13 protein-coding genes are annotated in these 14,677 nt (G+C 73.4%); 5 read left to right on the top strand and 8 right to left on the bottom strand.

Annotated features, from left to right (window positions below; translation table 11 throughout):
- Positions 1-121: 121 nt before the first annotated feature.
- Both IE290_RS04850 and IE290_RS04845 read left to right on the top strand, forming a co-directional pair.
- Positions 122-1,846 (top strand): GAF domain-containing sensor histidine kinase, encoded by a 1,725-nt coding sequence (locus tag IE290_RS04850; RefSeq protein ID WP_191243247.1) that lies wholly within the window; start codon positions 122-124, stop codon positions 1,844-1,846.
- Positions 1,847-1,918: 72 nt separating this feature from the next.
- A complete protein-coding gene (locus IE290_RS04845) occupies positions 1,919-2,917 on the top strand; it encodes a zinc-binding alcohol dehydrogenase family protein (RefSeq protein ID WP_191243246.1) in 999 nt (332 codons plus the stop codon).
- A gap of 88 nt (positions 2,918-3,005) precedes the next feature.
- Here IE290_RS04845 and IE290_RS04840 read toward each other — a convergent pair whose 3' ends face one another.
- Positions 3,006-3,182, bottom strand: a complete 177-nt coding sequence (locus tag IE290_RS04840; RefSeq protein ID WP_191243245.1) for a hypothetical protein — start codon at positions 3,180-3,182, stop codon at positions 3,006-3,008.
- Positions 3,179-3,766, bottom strand: a complete 588-nt coding sequence (locus tag IE290_RS04835; protein WP_229874195.1) for an Rv1733c family protein — start codon at positions 3,764-3,766, stop codon at positions 3,179-3,181. The genes IE290_RS04840 and IE290_RS04835 overlap by 4 nt, the downstream gene beginning before the upstream one ends.
- Positions 3,767-4,249: 483 nt before the next feature.
- Here IE290_RS04835 and IE290_RS04830 point away from each other — a divergent pair, with 483 nt between their 5' ends.
- Together IE290_RS04830 and IE290_RS04825 are read left to right on the top strand one after the other, a co-directional pair.
- Entirely contained in the window at positions 4,250-4,966 is a 717-nt protein-coding gene (locus IE290_RS04830; RefSeq protein WP_191243243.1) for a CPBP family intramembrane glutamic endopeptidase, read from the top strand.
- 68 nt (positions 4,967-5,034) lie between these two features.
- Entirely contained in the window at positions 5,035-5,304 is a 270-nt protein-coding gene (locus IE290_RS04825) for a dsRBD fold-containing protein (protein ID WP_191243242.1), read from the top strand.
- Here IE290_RS04825 and IE290_RS04820 read toward each other — a convergent pair.
- Positions 5,301-7,364, bottom strand: coding sequence for an NAD(+) synthase (locus tag IE290_RS04820; RefSeq protein ID WP_191243241.1), 2,064 nt, complete (start codon positions 7,362-7,364; stop codon positions 5,301-5,303). The two genes, IE290_RS04825 and IE290_RS04820, sit on opposite strands and share 4 nt — an antisense overlap.
- Before the next feature lie 59 nt (positions 7,365-7,423).
- Here IE290_RS04820 and IE290_RS04815 point away from each other — a divergent pair, with 59 nt between their 5' ends.
- Positions 7,424-9,079, top strand: coding sequence for a DUF885 domain-containing protein (locus IE290_RS04815; RefSeq protein ID WP_191243240.1), 1,656 nt, complete (start codon positions 7,424-7,426; stop codon positions 9,077-9,079).
- Positions 9,080-9,135: 56 nt separating this feature from the next.
- Here the strand turns inward: IE290_RS04815 and IE290_RS04810 are convergent, their stop codons facing one another.
- The 5 genes from IE290_RS04810 to glmS all read right to left on the bottom strand — a co-directional run bounded on the left by IE290_RS04810 (position 9,136) and on the right by glmS (position 14,636).
- Positions 9,136-10,560 (bottom strand): aldehyde dehydrogenase family protein, encoded by a 1,425-nt coding sequence (locus IE290_RS04810; RefSeq protein ID WP_191243239.1) that lies wholly within the window; start codon positions 10,558-10,560, stop codon positions 9,136-9,138.
- 79 nt (positions 10,561-10,639) lie between these two features.
- Positions 10,640-11,527: a universal stress protein gene (locus IE290_RS04805; RefSeq protein ID WP_191243238.1), complete on the bottom strand. Its 888-nt coding sequence runs from the start codon at positions 11,525-11,527 to the stop codon at positions 10,640-10,642.
- Between the two features lie 113 nt (positions 11,528-11,640).
- On the bottom strand, positions 11,641-12,258 hold the full coding sequence (locus IE290_RS04800) for a GyrI-like domain-containing protein (protein WP_191243237.1): 618 nt from the start codon (positions 12,256-12,258) through the stop codon (positions 11,641-11,643).
- Between the two features lie 2 nt (positions 12,259-12,260).
- A complete protein-coding gene (locus IE290_RS04795) occupies positions 12,261-12,803 on the bottom strand; it encodes a PadR family transcriptional regulator (protein WP_229874192.1) in 543 nt (180 codons plus the stop codon).
- A gap of 24 nt (positions 12,804-12,827) precedes the next feature.
- Entirely contained in the window at positions 12,828-14,636 is a 1,809-nt protein-coding gene (gene glmS / locus IE290_RS04790; protein ID WP_191243236.1) for a glutamine--fructose-6-phosphate transaminase (isomerizing), read from the bottom strand.
- Positions 14,637-14,677 lie beyond the last annotated feature (41 nt).

Below are 14,677 nucleotides of genomic sequence, written 5' to 3'. Positions count from 1 at the left end.
TCCCCGCGAGAGCCCGGTGTCCCCACCGCGGAGGCCTTTGTGCCCTGTCCCGCGGCGGAATTCGCCCCACGCGGCAGGTTTTGACTGGTGTTCGCCAAGGTGACATGCGAGTCTGGCTGGTATGCCCGGGACCGACGATTTCGACGAGGCCCAACCCGTCGCCGGGTTACGCGAAACGCTGTCCCAGCTGCGATTGCGCGAACTGCTCCGGGAAGTCCAGGACCGCATCGAGCAACTGGTGCAGTCCCGGGACCAGATGGACGGGCTGCTCGAGGCGATGCTCGCGGTCGCCGGCAGTCTCGAGCTGGACGCGACGCTGCGGCGGATCGTGCACGCCGCCATCAACCTGGTCGATTGCCGTTACGGCGCACTGGGTGTGCTCAACCAGGACCGCGAGGGACTCGCCGAGTTCGTCTACGAAGGCATCGACGAGAACACCCGCCGCGAGATCGGCGACCTGCCCACCGGGCACGGCCTGCTCGGCCTGCTCATCCAGCAACCGAAACCGATCCGCCTCGACGATCTTTCCCAGCACGCCGCCTCCTACGGTTTTCCGCCGCACCACCCGCCGATGCGCACATTCCTCGGCGTTCCGGTCCGGGTCCGCAGCGAGGTTTTCGGAAATCTGTACCTCACCGAAAAGAACAACGGCCAGCCGTTCACCGAGGACGACGAAGTCGTCGTGCTGGCACTGGCCGCCGCGGCCGGAATCGCGGTGGAGAACGCCCGCCTCTACGAAGAAGCCCAGCTGCGGCAACGCTGGCAGGAAGCCACCAGCGAGATCCGCGCCGAACTGCTCGCCGCCGCCGACCCCACCGACGTGCTCTACCTGATCGCCAACCGCGCGCTCGCCCTCGCCGGCGCGGACTTCGCGTTCATCGCCCAGCCCGACGACCCCGACCTGCCACCCGCCGACGTCACCCACCTGACGGTCACCGTGTCGGCGGGGCTGGATTCCGATTCCCTGATCGGCCGCGAGATCCCCATCCACGGTTCCAGCTGCGGCGCCGCCTACACCGACGCCCAGCCCCGCCGCGTGGAGAACCTCGTCTACGACCTGAGCCACGAATTCGGGCCCGCGCTGGTCCTGCCGCTGCGCGCCTCCCGCGACTACGTCTCCGGCGTGCTCGTCACCCTGCGCAAGGCCGGGCAGGACCCGTTCGACAGCACCCAGCTGCCGCTGGCCGCCGCGTTCGCCGACCAGGCCGCGCTCGCCCTCCAGCTGGCCGAGGACCAGCGCTCGCTCAACGAGCTCAAGGTCGTCTCCGACCGCGACCGCATCGCCCGCGACCTGCACGACCACGTCATCCAGCGGCTGTTCGCCCACGGGCTGGCGCTGCAGAGCACCCACATGCGCTCACGCAACCCGGAGATCCAGCGCCGGCTGGCCGACATGATCGACGACGTGCAGAACATCGTCGCCGAGATCCGCACGGCGATCTTCGACCTGCACGGCGGGCTGCACGGCACCACCCAGCTGCGCAAGCGGCTCAACGAAATCATCGCCGAGGTCACCGGCGACACCGGCCTGCGCACCACGGTCCGCATGTCCGGCCCGATCGGGGTGGTCGGCAGCGAACTGGCCGAACACGCCGAGGCGGCGCTGCGGGAGGCCCTGTCCAACGCGGTGCGCCACGCCCGCGCGACCACGCTGACGATCACCGTCTCGGTCGACGACGACCTCGTCATCGACGTCGTCGACAACGGCACCGGCATCCCGGGCAAGGTGGCCCGCAGCGGGCTGCACAACCTCGCCGAACGCGCCACCCAGGCCGGCGGGAGATGCCTGGTGACCGCCCTGGACGGCGGCGGCACCCGGCTGACCTGGTCGGCCCCGGTCACGTAGGAGCGCGGACGGCGAGAGCCGCAGGGCCCTTCGGCCCTTACCGGCCGTCGTGGGCTCGGCGAGGCTGGGATCATGCACGCCTGGCGAGTGTTCCGCCCCGGCCCTCCGGGCACCCGCGAGTTCCAGCTCCACAACGAGGCGATCCCCGACGTCGGCGACGGCGAACTGTTGCTGCGCGTGCTCGCGTGCGGGGTGTGCCGCACCGACCTGCACGTCGTCGAGGGGGATCTGCCGGTGCACCGCGCCGGGGTGGTGCCCGGGCACGAGGTCGTCGGCGAGGTCGCGGCCCTCGGCACGCACGTCACCGGCTTCGCGGCCGGCGACCGCGTCGGCGCCGCCTGGCTGCGCGGCACCTGCGGCGAGTGCGCCTACTGCCGCCGCGGCGCCGAGAACCTTTGCCCGCATTCCCGCTACACCGGCTGGGACGCCGACGGCGGCTACGCCCGTTTCACCACCGTCCCCGCCGCCTACGCTCACCGGCTCCCCGGCGGCTATTCGGTCACCGAACTCGCCCCGCTGCTGTGCGCCGGCATCATCGGCTACCGCGCCCTGCGCCGCGCCGACCTGCCCCGCGGCGGCCGCCTCGGCGTCTACGGGTTCGGCGCCAGCGCCCACCTCGCCACCCAGGTCGCCCTCGCCGAAGGGGCCACCGTGCACGTCATGACCCGCAGCGCCCAGGCCCGGCAGCTGGCCCTCGACCTCGGCGCGACTTCGGCCGGCGCCGCCGACGAGCCGCCGCCGGAACCCCTCGACGCGGCCATCCTGTTCGCCCCCGCCGGCGAACTCGTCCCGGCCGCGCTGGCGGCGCTGGACCGCGGCGGCACCCTCGCCGTCGCCGGCATCCACCTGACCGGGATCCCGCCGCTGACCTACCAGGACCACCTGTTCCAGGAACGCACCCTGCGCAGCGTCACCGCCAACACGCGCCGCGACGCGCGGGAGTTCCTGGACTTCGCCGGCGAGCACCACCTCCGGATCGTCACCACCGCCTACGCCCTCGACCAGGCCGACCAGGCGCTCGCCGACCTGGCGGCCGGCCGCGTCACCGGCGCCGCGGTTCTGGTTCCGTGACCTCTGTCGTCCGTGCTGTGGAACTGCGGGAGGCTAGGTGGGTGAGTTGCGGCGAATCGTTTCGCCAAATGCCGCGCCGTATAGGTCGTTATACAGTCTTCTGGTGCTGCCGTCGTTCCCGCTCGACGCGCTCCTGGAAGGCCTTCTCGGCGAAGTAGCGCCGCATCGCCGCCTCCGCCATCTCCTCGGTCGTGTGCCGGCCCGTGCGGGACGCCGCCGTCACCCGCGCCTCCCGGGCGGCCCGACGGCTCTCCAGGTCGTTCATCGTCCACTCCTTCCCTGGCCGAGCGCTTCCCATTCTCGCTCCCACGCGGCCGCGCGGACCCGGTCGAGCGCGAAATGCACCGCGAGCACGACGAGCGTCAGCACCAGCACCACGCCGAGCCACACCAGCAGGCCGATGCTGAGCGCGATGCTCATCGCGTTGAACGTCGACAGCGGCGGCGGCACCGGCTCCCCCGCCCCGTCCACCCAGATCGGCACCCGGGCCCCCTGGTCGGTGCCGGCCGGGACGGTGACCGGGCCGGTGCGGTCGGTGCCGTCCGGCAGCCGCCACAGGGCCGGGACCTGCACGACCTGCACGGCGGGCCCGCCGGCGACGAACGAGCCGGCGTCCTCCAGCACCAGCGCGGTCACCTGGGTCCGGTCGGCCTGCTGCGCCCGGGCGAGATCGGCCTGGCGGGCGTAGACGCCGGACACGAGCACCCCGGCCACCGGCACGGCGACCACCGCGAGCAGGATCGCCACGACGGTGAGGCGGGCCTCCCAGCGGTCCCACGGGCGCACCAGCGGGCCGCCCGGGTGGAGCAGACGCCAGAACCGGACGGGCCACGACTCGGGAGCGGACATCACCGGCCCGCCTCCCGGCCTGACCACACCACCCCGGCTGAGCCACACATCACCCGAGTCCTTCCACCACCCAGGTCAAGGGTGACCGCCGAACGGCCGCAGGTAAAGGGGGCATTGGTCCTCGGCGCGGGGCCGGATACGCCGGGCGGCGGGCGCGGAGCGGCACGGCTGCGGAACAGCGGACCCTGAACGGTCCGGGCTCGGCACACGGGCGGCGAGGCCCGGCGGGCTACCCGGGCCGCTCGGACCAGCCGCCGCCGTGCGCGGCCACTCGGCGCGTGGCCGCCCTGAAGCGCAGTTCCGCTCCAGGCACGCTCCCCAGCCCACCCCGGCCACGCCCGCCGTGCCCACCACCGCCGTCCGCGCCGGTGGCGTGCCGCCCTCATACTTGGCCGGGCGGCGCCACCGGGCACCCAGCGGCCGCCTGACACCGGCACACGCACCCACTGGCCGCGGGCCCGGCACTCCAGCACACTGGGGTGGATGCGCGAGATCGGCACCGCCCCCCGACTGTCCGACCGGGCCGCCGTTCTCGGCGCCGTCGCGGTCCTCGCCGCGGCCACCACGCTGGCGAACCGCGTGCTGCCCGGCTGGGCCTACCCGCTGTGCGGGGCGGTGACGGCGGGTGTCCTCATCGGACTCGCGCGCCTGACCGGCCGCACCTTCGCCGAGATGGGCCTGCGGCACTGGCGCCGCCCGGCGATCGCCGGGGGTCTCGGTTGCCTGGTCGTCGCGGCGGGGTTCGGCCTCTCGCTCGCCGTGCCCGCCCTGCGGCCGCTGTTCCAGGACGGCCGCGTCGGCCAGCACCCGCCCGCCCAGCTGGTGTGGCTCGCGCTGGTGCGCATCCCGCTGGGCACCGTCCTCGTCGAAGAGGTCGCCTTCCGCGGCGTGCTACCCGCGCTGCTCGGCGGCGGCGAACGCTGGCGCTGGCGGCCCATCCTGGGCGCGTCCGCGTTGTTCGGGCTGTGGCACCTGCTGCCGTCACTGGCCCTGCGGCGCAACGCCGGCGTCGACGCGGCCGTGGGCGCGCTGCCCCTGCCGCTGCTGTCCGCGCTGGCGATGCTCGGCGCCGCGGTCGCCGGCGTCGCCCTCTGCGCGCTCCGCTACACCGGCCGTGGCGTGCTGGCCCCGGCCCTGGTGCACCTGGCGCTCAACTCCGGCGGGCTCGTGCTGGCGTGGTTCGCAGGGCGCGCCGGTTAGGGACTTCCGACTCTTGGACCGTGGCCGCGGAAACGGGGACAGTGAGGCCAGTCGGACGAGGAGCGTTCATGCGGCAACCCTGCCAGTGGAAGATGGACATCGGGCTGGACGAGATCGGGGGTGTGACGCGCGCCGAAGTCCGCCTCGGGGGCACCGACGGCACCCGCTTCACCGGCATCGGCCTGGTTGAGACCGGCCCCCGCGGCGTGTACCGGCCCGACATCGCGGCCGAACTGGCCCTCGCCCGCGCCCTGAGCGACCTCACCGAGGAACTGCTCGAAGCGGCCGCCTCCGACATCGACACCCAGTTCACCTTCCCGGGCCCACGGGTCCACTAGCCGGGAACGTTCGCCTCCAGCTCGTCCAGCCACGCCCGCGCGCTCGCGTCGCTCGGGGCGCGCCAGTCGCCGCGCGGGGACAGCGAACCGCCCGACCCGACCTTCGGCGCGTTGGGCATCGCCGAGCGCTTGAACTGGCTGGTCTGGATGAACCGCCACAGGAACTCGCGCAGCCACTTCTTGATCGTCGGCAGGTCGTAGCTGTTGCGCTCGGACTCCGGCACCAGGTCCGGCCACCGCCCGGCGTGCACGTCACCCCACGCGTGCTGCGCCAGGTAGGCGATGCGGCTGGGCCGGTAGCCGAACCGCAGCAGGTAGTACAGGTGGAAGTCCTGCAGCTCGTACGGCCCGACCTTCGCCTCCGAGCTCTGCGCCGGGCCGGCGTCCGGGCCCTCCCCCGGCACCAGCTCGGGCGAGATCTCCGTCGCCAGGATCGACCGCAGCACCTCGTCGGCGCCCTCGCCCAGCCGCTCCGTCTCCACCTCCCACGCGATCAAGTACCGGATCAGCGTCTTGGGCACCGAGGCGTTGACGTTGTAGTGCGACATCTGGTCGCCCACGCCGTAGGTCGCCCAGCCCAGCGCCTGCTCGCTCAGGTCACCCGTGCCGACCACCAGCGCGTTGTGGTGGTTGGCCAGCCGGAACAGGTGCGAGGTCCGCTCCCCCGCCTGCACGTTCTCGAACGTCACGTCGTACACCGGCGAGCCGTCGGCGGCCGGGTGCCCGATGTCGGCCAGCATCTGCTTCGCCGAGGGCCGGATGTCGATCTCGTGCGCGGAGGTGCCCAGCGCCTTCATCAGCTTGTGCGCGTTGGTCAGCGTGTGATCGCTGGTGGCGAACCCAGGCATCGTGTAGGCCAGCACGTTCTCCCGCGGCAGCCCGAGCTTGTCCATGCTCTGCGCGGCGATGATCAGCGCCTGGGTCGAGTCGAGCCCGCCGGACACGCCGATGACGACCTTCTCGATGCCGGTCGCCGCGAGCCGCTGCGTCAGCCCCTGCACCTGGATGTGGTGCACCTCGCGGCAGCGCTCGTTGCGGTCCGCGGTGTTCGCCGGGACGTAGGGGAACCGCTGGATCTCCCGCCGCAGCCGCACCGGCCCGGGCGGCAGCTCCAGCTCGAAGTCCACCCGGCGGAAGGACTTGAGCCGCTCCCGGTGGTCGTGGGCGTTGTCGGTGAAGCTGGTCATCCGCAGCCGGTCGGCGGCCAGCCGCTCCAGGTCGACGTCGGCGGTCACCAGCTGGTCCGACTCGAACCGCTCGCCCTCGGCCAGCAGCGACCCGTTCTCCGCGATCACCGCCTGCCCGTCCCACGCCAGGTCCGTGGTGGACTCCCCCGGCCCGGCCGCCGAGTACAGGTACGCGGCGATGTAGCGGGCCGAGTGGTTGGTGCACAGGTTGCGCCGGTAGCCGGCCTTGCCGATCACGATGTTGCTCGCCGACAGGTTCAGCAGCACGGTGGCCCCGGCCAGCGCGGCGAACCCGCTCGGCGTCACCGGCACCCAGCCGTCCTCGCACACCTCGACGTGGAACACCAGGCCCGGCACGTTCGGCGCGGCGAACAGCAGGTCGCTGCCGAACGGCGCGTCCTGGCCGGCCACCCGCACCCGCTCCGACACCGCGTCCCGGCCCGCCACGAACTGGCGCTTCTCGTAGAACTCGCGGTAGCTCGGCAGGTAGCTCTTGGGCACCACGCCCAGCACCCGGCCGCGGTGCACCACTATGCCGCAGTTGAACAGCCGCCCGTCGAACCGCTGCGGCGCGCCGATCGCGAACACGCCCGGCAGGTCCGCCGACTCCTGCACGAACCGCGCCACGGCGTCGTCCACCGCGCCCTGCAGGGCGTTCTGGTGGAACAGGTCGTCCGCCGTGTAGGCGGAAAAGCCCAGCTCGGGGAACACCGTGAGGGCGACGCCGTCCGCGGCCGCCCGGCGGGCGAGCGCCAGCGTGGCGTCGCAGTTGAACTCCGGATCCGCGACCCGGACCTCCGGGACCGCGGAGGCCACCCGCACGAACCCGTGCCGGTAGAGCGAGGTGAAGTCGTGGGCCTGCGCTGATGTCACACTGTCCCCGTTTCCGCGTGCGTGCCGTGCACCTTCGAGCCTAGATCTAGACTCCGACGATGCCCGACCCCACCACCGCTGTACGTGATCTCGCGGACTCCCACGTCGACCGGTGGTGTGCCGCCGACCCCCAGCTGGGCACGATGCTCGGCGTCGCGCCCGGGGAGGACCGGCTCACCGACCTCTCCCCCGACGGCCAGCGGGAGCGGGACGAGCTGGCGGCCGCGACGCTGGTCCGCCTGCGGGACCTGGAGCCGGCGGGCGACGACGAGCGCCGGTGCGCGCGGCTGCTGCGCGAGCGGCTGGAGACCGGGCTGGCACTCAGCGCCGCCGGTGAGCACCTGCGGATGGTCCGCAACATCCTCGGGCCCCTGCAGAGCCTGCGGAACACGTTCCTGATGATGCCCACGGGCACCGCCGAGGACTGGGCGGTGATCGCCCGCCGCCTGTCACGGGTGCCCTGGGCCCTGGCCGGGTACGTCTCGTCGCTGCGCGAGGGCGTGCGGCGGGGCCTGTTCGCCGCGCCCCGCCAGGTCGAAACCGCGATCGCCCAGCTCGACGCGTGGGACGGCTGGTTCGCCGTCTTCACCGCCGCGGCCGACGTGCCGTCCGCGCTGCGGGCCGACCTCGACCGGGCGAGCGCCACCGCGCAGGAGGCGCTGACCGGGCTGCGCAGCTTCCTCGCCGGCGAGTACCTGCCGCGCGCCGCCGGGACACCGGACGGGGTCGGCGAGGACCGTTACCTGCTGCACGCGCGCCAGTGGACCGGCGCGCACCTCGACCTCGCCGAGACCACCGAGTGGGCGTGGGCGGAGTACCGCGCGCTGGCCCAGCAGGTGCGCGAGGAGGCCGCCCGGGTGCTGCCCGGCGCCCCAGTGCTGGAGGCCATGGCGTTCCTGGACCGCGAGGGCCCGGTCGTGGAGGGCGCGGAGGAGGTCCGTGGCTGGCTGGCGGAGCTGACCGAGCGGGCGATGGACGATCTCGACGGCACGCACTTCGACCTGGCGCCGCCGGTGCGCGTGCTCGAGACGCGCCTGGCGCCGCCCGGGAGCGCGGCGGCGCCCTACTACACGCGTCCCGCGCGGGACTTCTCCCGGCCCGGCCGCACCTGGCTGCCGACGCTCGGGCAGACGCGGTTTCCATTGTGGACGCTGATCAGCACCTGGTACCACGAGTCCGTGCCGGGCCACCACCTGCAGTTCGGGCACTGGACCACGCTGTCCGGGCGGCTGTCGCTGTTCCAGACCAGCGCCGGTTCGGTGAGCGCGACCACCGAGGGCTGGGCGCTCTACGCGGAACGGCTGATGGACGAGCTGGGCTACCTCGACGACCCGGCCGCCCGGCTGGGTTACCTGGATTCGCAGATGATGCGGGTGATCCGGGTGATCGTGGATATCGGCATGCACCTCGGCCTGCCGGTGCCGGAGGAGGCCGGGCTCGGCGCCGGCCTGCGGTGGACCGCCGAGACCGGCCGGGCGTTCTTCGGAGCCCACACCACGCGCGAGTCGGCGTTCCTGGACAGCGAGATCGTGCGCTACCTGGGCGTCCCGGGCCAGGCGATCAGCTACAAGCTCGGGGAGCGCGCGTGGCTGGCCGGCCGCGCGGCGGCCCGGGCCCGCAACCCGGCGTTCGAGCTGAAGACCTGGCACATGGCGGCACTCTCGGTGGGCACCCTCGGGCTGGATGATCTGGAGCCGGAGCTGGCGGCGCTCTGACCGGCGCCGCCCGGCGGCCCCTCCTCCCCTGACCGGCGTCCCCCGCAGCGGCCGGCTCAGCTCGCCAGGGGGCCGGAGTGCCGGCGCCCGTGGCTCACCACCAGGCTCTTCAGCCGGCTGTACTGGTCCAGCACCAGCCGGTGCCCCTCGCGGCCCGCGCCGGTCGCCGGGGTGCACGCGTACCTCGCCGACGCCGCGTACTGGTGGTAGCAGTCCGTCCAGACGCGGCCGGCCTTCACCGCGCGCCCGACCCGGTAGGCGCGCTCGCCGTCGCGGGTCCACACGCCCGCGCCGGGCCCGTCGCGCGAGTCGTTGGCGATCGCGATCGCGTCTTCCTCGTCGGCGAACGTCGTCACCGCCAGCACCGGCCCGGACACCTCCTCCCGGAACACCCGCATCCGGTGGTGGCCGCGCAGCACCGTCGGCGCGTAGAAATAGCCGTCGCTGAACTCGTCACCCACGTCCACCCGGTGCCCGCCGATCAGCACCCTCGCCCCCCCGTCCCGGGCGCTGTCCACACCGGACTCCAGCCGCGCCAGCTGCTCCGCGCCGCCCCGCGGGCCCACGCGGGTGGCGGTGTCCAGCGGATCGTCGACCACCAGCTCCGCGATCCGCTCCAGCGCCCGCCCGACGAACTCGTCGTACGCCGGCTCGTGCACCAGCGCCCGCGACGGGCACGTGCACACCAGCCCCTCGCCGGCGGCCGACAGCACCATCGCCTCCACCGCGCGGTCCAGGAACCCGTCCTCCTCGGCCAGCACATCGGCGAAGAACACGCTCGGCGAACGGGCCCCGACGTCCAGGTCGCGGCCGACGCCGTCCCCGCGCCCGGTGACGATGTTGACCACGCCCGGCGGGAGCACCTCGCCGATCACCTCGGCCAGCTTCAGCACCGACCACGACGCGTCCGACGCGGGCTTCACCACCGAGCAGTTGCCCACGGCCAGCGCGGGCGCCAGGTTCCACGCCGCGACGAGCACGGGAAAATGCACGGGAAGAAACTGCGCGACGACACCCAGCGGTTCCCGGAACTGACAGGAGAGCACATCCTCGTCGATTCCCGAGACGGTCCACTCCGCACCGCGCACGACCGCGGCGAAATTGCGGAAATGGTCGGCCGCGAGCGGGATGTCGACGCCGAGCGCCTCCCGGATCGGCCGCCCGGTCTCCCAGCTTTCGGATACCGCCAGCAGTTCGGCGTTGTCCTCGATCGCGTCGGCCACGGCGGTCAGCACCTCCGCCCGCCGGGCCCGCGAGCACTCCCGCCAGACGTCGAGCGCGACGTGCGCGGCGTCCAGCGCCAGCTCCAGGTCCGCGGCGGAGGAGTCGGCGGTCTCGCAGATCGTGCCCGCGGTCGCCGGGGCCACCACCGCCCGGTACCGGCCCTCCGTCGGCGCCAGCCATTCGCCCCCGATGAAATTGTCATAACGCGGCAGTACGGAAACCGAACTACCCGGCGTCCCGGGAGGCGAATATCTCATTTCCGAAACTCCTCACCGTGCACGACGGTCCCACTCAGAGAACGCGGTGGCCGACGCCGGGTAAAGGGGGCGAAAGTCCTCAATCGAGTGGCGAACGGGCGATCAGCACGGGGCATTCGGCGTGGTGGATCAGGGCTTGCGTCGTGGAGCCGAGCAGCGTGCCGCGGAATCCGCCGCGGCCCCGGATGCCGGCCACGATCAGCTGCGCCCGGGCGCTCCAGCCGAGCAGCCGCGCGCGGGGCTGGTCGCGCTCGGTCACCGCCCGCACGCGCACCTCGGGGTAGACGGCCCGCCAGGCCGCCAAGGACCGCTCCAGCACCGCGTGCTCGGCGTCCTCGCGGGACGCGGTGCCGAACGGGTCGCGCCCGGGTCCGAACGCCTCGGCCAGGTCGAAGTCGTGCCACACGTGCACCGCCACCAGCTCCACCTCCCGCGCGGCGGCCTCCTCGAAGGCCAGTCCGATCGCCGGCTCGGCGGGCGCGTACCCGTCGACGCCGACCACCACCGGCGCGTCCTCACCCGGCTCGCGGCCGCGGACCACGGTGATCGGCGAGTGCCCGTGCACGGCCAGCGCCAGCGCGGTCGGCCCGACCAGCAGGTCGCGCAAGGGGCTGCCCCCGGCCGGCCCGAGCACCAGCATCCGCGCGGTGACGGACTTCTTGACCAGCACCGGGATCGGCTCGTCCAGGCTCGACTCGACGCTCACGAGCAGGCCGGGGTCGATCCGCCAGGCCAGCCGCCGCGCGTCGGCCAGCATCCGTTCCGCGTGCATCTCGTGCGCCGACAGCCAGTTCCCGCGCGGCACCGGCTCACCGGCGAAGGCGTCCGGGATGCCGAACCCGTGCACCAGGACCAGCTGCAGGCCCATCCGGGACGCCTCCCGCGCGCCCCACCCGACGGCCCCCTGCGAACCGGGTGAGCCGTCGACGCCCACCACGACGCTGGTGCCGGTGCCTGCGCAGTCCATGGTGTGCTCCTCGCGGCCGACAGCCTGAACGCCGTGCATCCAGCTTCGCGGCCGGGCGCCGCGGGGCGAAGAGCACTTGGTCCCCGGTCGGCGAGGCCGAAGGCCCCGTTCCCTCAGCCGAGGGGCGCGACGGGCTGTCGCAGGACCGTGCGGAGCTTGTCCGGGGCGGCCCGGCGCGGGTCGCCGAGGTAGATCTCGTGGTGCAGACCGGAATGCCGCAGCCCGTGCGCGGCCAGGTAGCCGGGCAGCCGCGCCAGGACCGGGCCTTCGTCGTCGTAGGAGCCGACGTGCAGCACCTGGGCGCAGCGTCCCTCGTGCAGCGTGTGGTGGCGGACCCCGGCGATCGCGGGCAGCTTCTTCTTCTCCAGCGCGGCCTGCCGCGCCTGCTCGACCAGCTGCTCGTCCACCCACGGCGGCTGGCTGATCAGCATCGTCCAGTGCCAGGACTCCTTCTCGCGCCGGGTGAAGACGCCGTAGTCGTCGGCCCACCACAGTCCTTCCAAGGGCCCGACGACGAAGTCCTCGCCACCGGCGCGGCGGACGGCGAACTTGATCGTGTAGGCGACCGCGTAGAGCGCCTGGACGGCCTGGGCGTACTCCGCGGAGGTGTTGGGGTCGCCGCTGCCGTCGATGGCGAGGAACCGCTGCGCGGGCACGTCGACGAGGGCCCAGTCGGTGTTCTTCGGCGCGTAGAGCGCTTTCAGCGCGCGTTTGGGGTCGTAGCCGGGCATGGTCAGCGGTTCCCTTCCAGGGTGGCGCGGTAGCCGCTCAGCCACCGCTGTTCGGCGGTGAGCTGGTGCAGCGAGAAGTCGAAGATCGCCCGCACGAACGCGGGTGCGTCCGGCTGGGCGTCGGCGGCGCGACGGACGGCTTCGACGCGTTCGTCGAGCGCGGCCGCGCGGGCGGCCAGGGCTTCGCGCAGGCGGTCCGGCGGGATGACGGGCTGGCTGGCCAGGCCGACCAGGACCGGCGGGAACACCGGCCGCGGCTGCGCGATGGCCGCTTCCGCTTCCGCCGCGCACACCCGCCGCCCCTGCTCGGTCGCCGCGAACACCTTGCGCGCCTTGGCTCGCCCGGTCCCGCCGGTCGCGACCTCGGTGATCAGCCCGCGGTCGCGGAGCCGGCCCAGCAGGTAGTAGATCGAGCTGAACCCGATCTCGGTCCACTCGCGCATGCCGCGGGCGGTGATGACCTCGTCCAGCTCGTAGCCGTGCCGGGGTTTCTCCACGAGGAGGCCGAGCAGGGTCAGCTCGGCCGGGGTCAGGGCGGGAGTCACCCGGCTATTCTAGCACTAGATCAATTACTCGACCGTGACACTCTTGGCGAGGTTGCGGGGCTTGTCGATGTCGCGGCCGAGCTTGCGCGCGGTGTGGTAGGCCAGCAGCTGCAGCGGGATCGTGAGCAGGACGGGGTCGAGCTCCGGGCCGGCGGTGGGGACCCGGACCACCTCCTCGGCGCCGGGCACCGCCAGGCCGGTGGTGGTGACCGCGACGACCGGGCCACCGCGCGCCCGGATCTGCTCGATCGTGCCGAGGTTCTTGACGGCCAGCTCGTCGTCCGGGATCAGCACGACGCTGGGCATCGCGGCATCGACCAGCGCGAGCGGGCCGTGCTTGAGCTCCGAGGACTGGTAGGCCTCGGCGTGCACGTAGGAGATCTCCTTGAGTTTCTGGGCGCCCTCGCGGGCGACCGGCCAGCCGCGCACCCGGCCGAGGTAGAACACGTGCTGGGCGTCGGCGAACCGGCCGGCCAGCGAGGCGATCCGGTCCTCCTCCGCGAGCACCTGCCCGATCCGCTCCGGCAGCTCCGCCAGGGCGCGCGCGATCCGCCTGCCCTCGCCCAACGACAGGTCCCGGACCCGGCCCAGCGTCAGCGCGAGCAACGCGAACGCCAGCGTCATGTTCGTGAACGCCTTCGTCGAGGCCACCGAGATCTCCGGCCCGGCGTGCAGGAACACCCCGCTGTCGCACTCGCGCGCGATCGCCGACCCGACGACGTTGACCGCGCCGGCCACGCGCCCGCCCTTGCGCTGCAGCTCCTCCACCGTTGCGAGCGTGTCGGCGGTCTCGCCGGACTGGCTGACCGCGATGTAGAGGCAGTCCGGGTCGACCACCGGGTTGCGGTAGCGGAACTCGGCGGCCGGTTCGGCGTCGGCGGGCACGCGGGCCAGTTCCTCGACGAGCCCGGCGCCGACCTGCCCGGCGTAGTAGGCCGATCCGCAGCCGAGGAACTTGACCCGGCGGATGCCGCGCAGCTCCCGCGCGGTGAGCCGCAGCCCGTCCAGGCGCGCGGTGCCCAGCCGCTCGTCGAGCCGCCCGCGCAGCACCCGCTGGGCGGCCTCGGGCTGTTCGGCGATCTCCTTGGCCATGAAGTCCGGGTGCCCGCCCAGCTCGTAGTCCCCGGGCACGTCCTCCACCACCGTGGGCGGCCGGTCGGCGCCGCGGGTCTCGTAGCCGTCGGCGCGGATGGTGGCCAGCTCGCCGTCCTCGAGGTAGATGACCTGCTGGGTGTGCCGGACGAGCGCCGCCAGGTCGGAGGCGACGAACATCTCGCGGTCGCCCAGGCCGAGCACGAGCGGGCTGCCGTGGCGCGCGGCGACCAGGACGTCGGGCCGTTCGGCGTCGAGCACCAGCAGGCCGTAGGTGCCCTCGACGTCGGCCAGCGCGGTGCGCACGGCCTCGGTGAGCGTGCCGCCGCGCGCGGCCGCGGCGGCGATCAGGTGGGCGAGGACCTCGCTGTCGGTGTCGGACACCAGCCGCACCCCGGACGCGCTCAGCGTGGCGCGCAGTTCGGTGGCGTTCTCGATGATCCCGTTGTGCACCACGGCGATCCGGCGTCCGGTGTCGGTGTGCGGGTGGGCGTTGGTGGCCGTCGCCGGGCCGTGGGTGGCCCACCGGGTGTGGGCGATGCCGGTCGTGCTGCCGGCCAGGTTGGCGGTGAGCCGGGTCAGTTCCGCCACACGCACCGCGGCCTTGCGCACCAGCAGCCGGCCGTCGCGGGCGAGCGCCACGCCGGCCGAGTCGTAGCCGCGGTATTCCAGCCGCCGCAGACCTTCCAGCAGGATCGGCAACGCGGGCCGCCGGCCCAGGTACCCCACGATTCCACACATGGCACGCCTTCCCTTCCGCGGCGGCGATGCTGTCGAAGTCG

Source organism: Amycolatopsis deserti (assembly GCF_014653945.1).
GTDB lineage: Bacteria > Actinomycetota > Actinomycetes > Mycobacteriales > Pseudonocardiaceae > Amycolatopsis_E > Amycolatopsis_E deserti.
Note: the sequence above shows the minus strand (reverse complement) of the source record. Positions and strands in the feature narration are given on the sequence as shown.

What these genes read in the sequence shown, in the direction of transcription:
- IE290_RS04850 (WP_191243247.1), top strand. Translation starts at nt 122, where the DNA reads ATGCCCGGGACCGACGATTTCGACGAGGCCCAACCCGTCGCCGGGTTA.
- IE290_RS04845 (WP_191243246.1), top strand. Translation starts at nt 1,919, where the DNA reads ATGCACGCCTGGCGAGTGTTCCGCCCCGGCCCTCCGGGCACCCGCGAG.
- IE290_RS04840 (WP_191243245.1), bottom strand. Translation starts at nt 3,182, where the DNA reads ATGAACGACCTGGAGAGCCGTCGGGCCGCCCGGGAGGCGCGGGTGACG.
- IE290_RS04835 (WP_229874195.1), bottom strand. Translation starts at nt 3,766, where the DNA reads ATGTCCGCTCCCGAGTCGTGGCCCGTCCGGTTCTGGCGTCTGCTCCAC.
- IE290_RS04830 (WP_191243243.1), top strand. Translation starts at nt 4,250, where the DNA reads ATGCGCGAGATCGGCACCGCCCCCCGACTGTCCGACCGGGCCGCCGTT.
- IE290_RS04825 (WP_191243242.1), top strand. Translation starts at nt 5,035, where the DNA reads ATGCGGCAACCCTGCCAGTGGAAGATGGACATCGGGCTGGACGAGATC.
- IE290_RS04815 (WP_191243240.1), top strand. Translation starts at nt 7,424, where the DNA reads ATGCCCGACCCCACCACCGCTGTACGTGATCTCGCGGACTCCCACGTC.
- IE290_RS04810 (WP_191243239.1), bottom strand. Translation starts at nt 10,560, where the DNA reads ATGAGATATTCGCCTCCCGGGACGCCGGGTAGTTCGGTTTCCGTACTG.
- IE290_RS04805 (WP_191243238.1), bottom strand. Translation starts at nt 11,527, where the DNA reads ATGGACTGCGCAGGCACCGGCACCAGCGTCGTGGTGGGCGTCGACGGC.
- IE290_RS04800 (WP_191243237.1), bottom strand. Translation starts at nt 12,258, where the DNA reads ATGCCCGGCTACGACCCCAAACGCGCGCTGAAAGCGCTCTACGCGCCG.
- glmS (WP_191243236.1), bottom strand. Translation starts at nt 14,636, where the DNA reads ATGTGTGGAATCGTGGGGTACCTGGGCCGGCGGCCCGCGTTGCCGATC.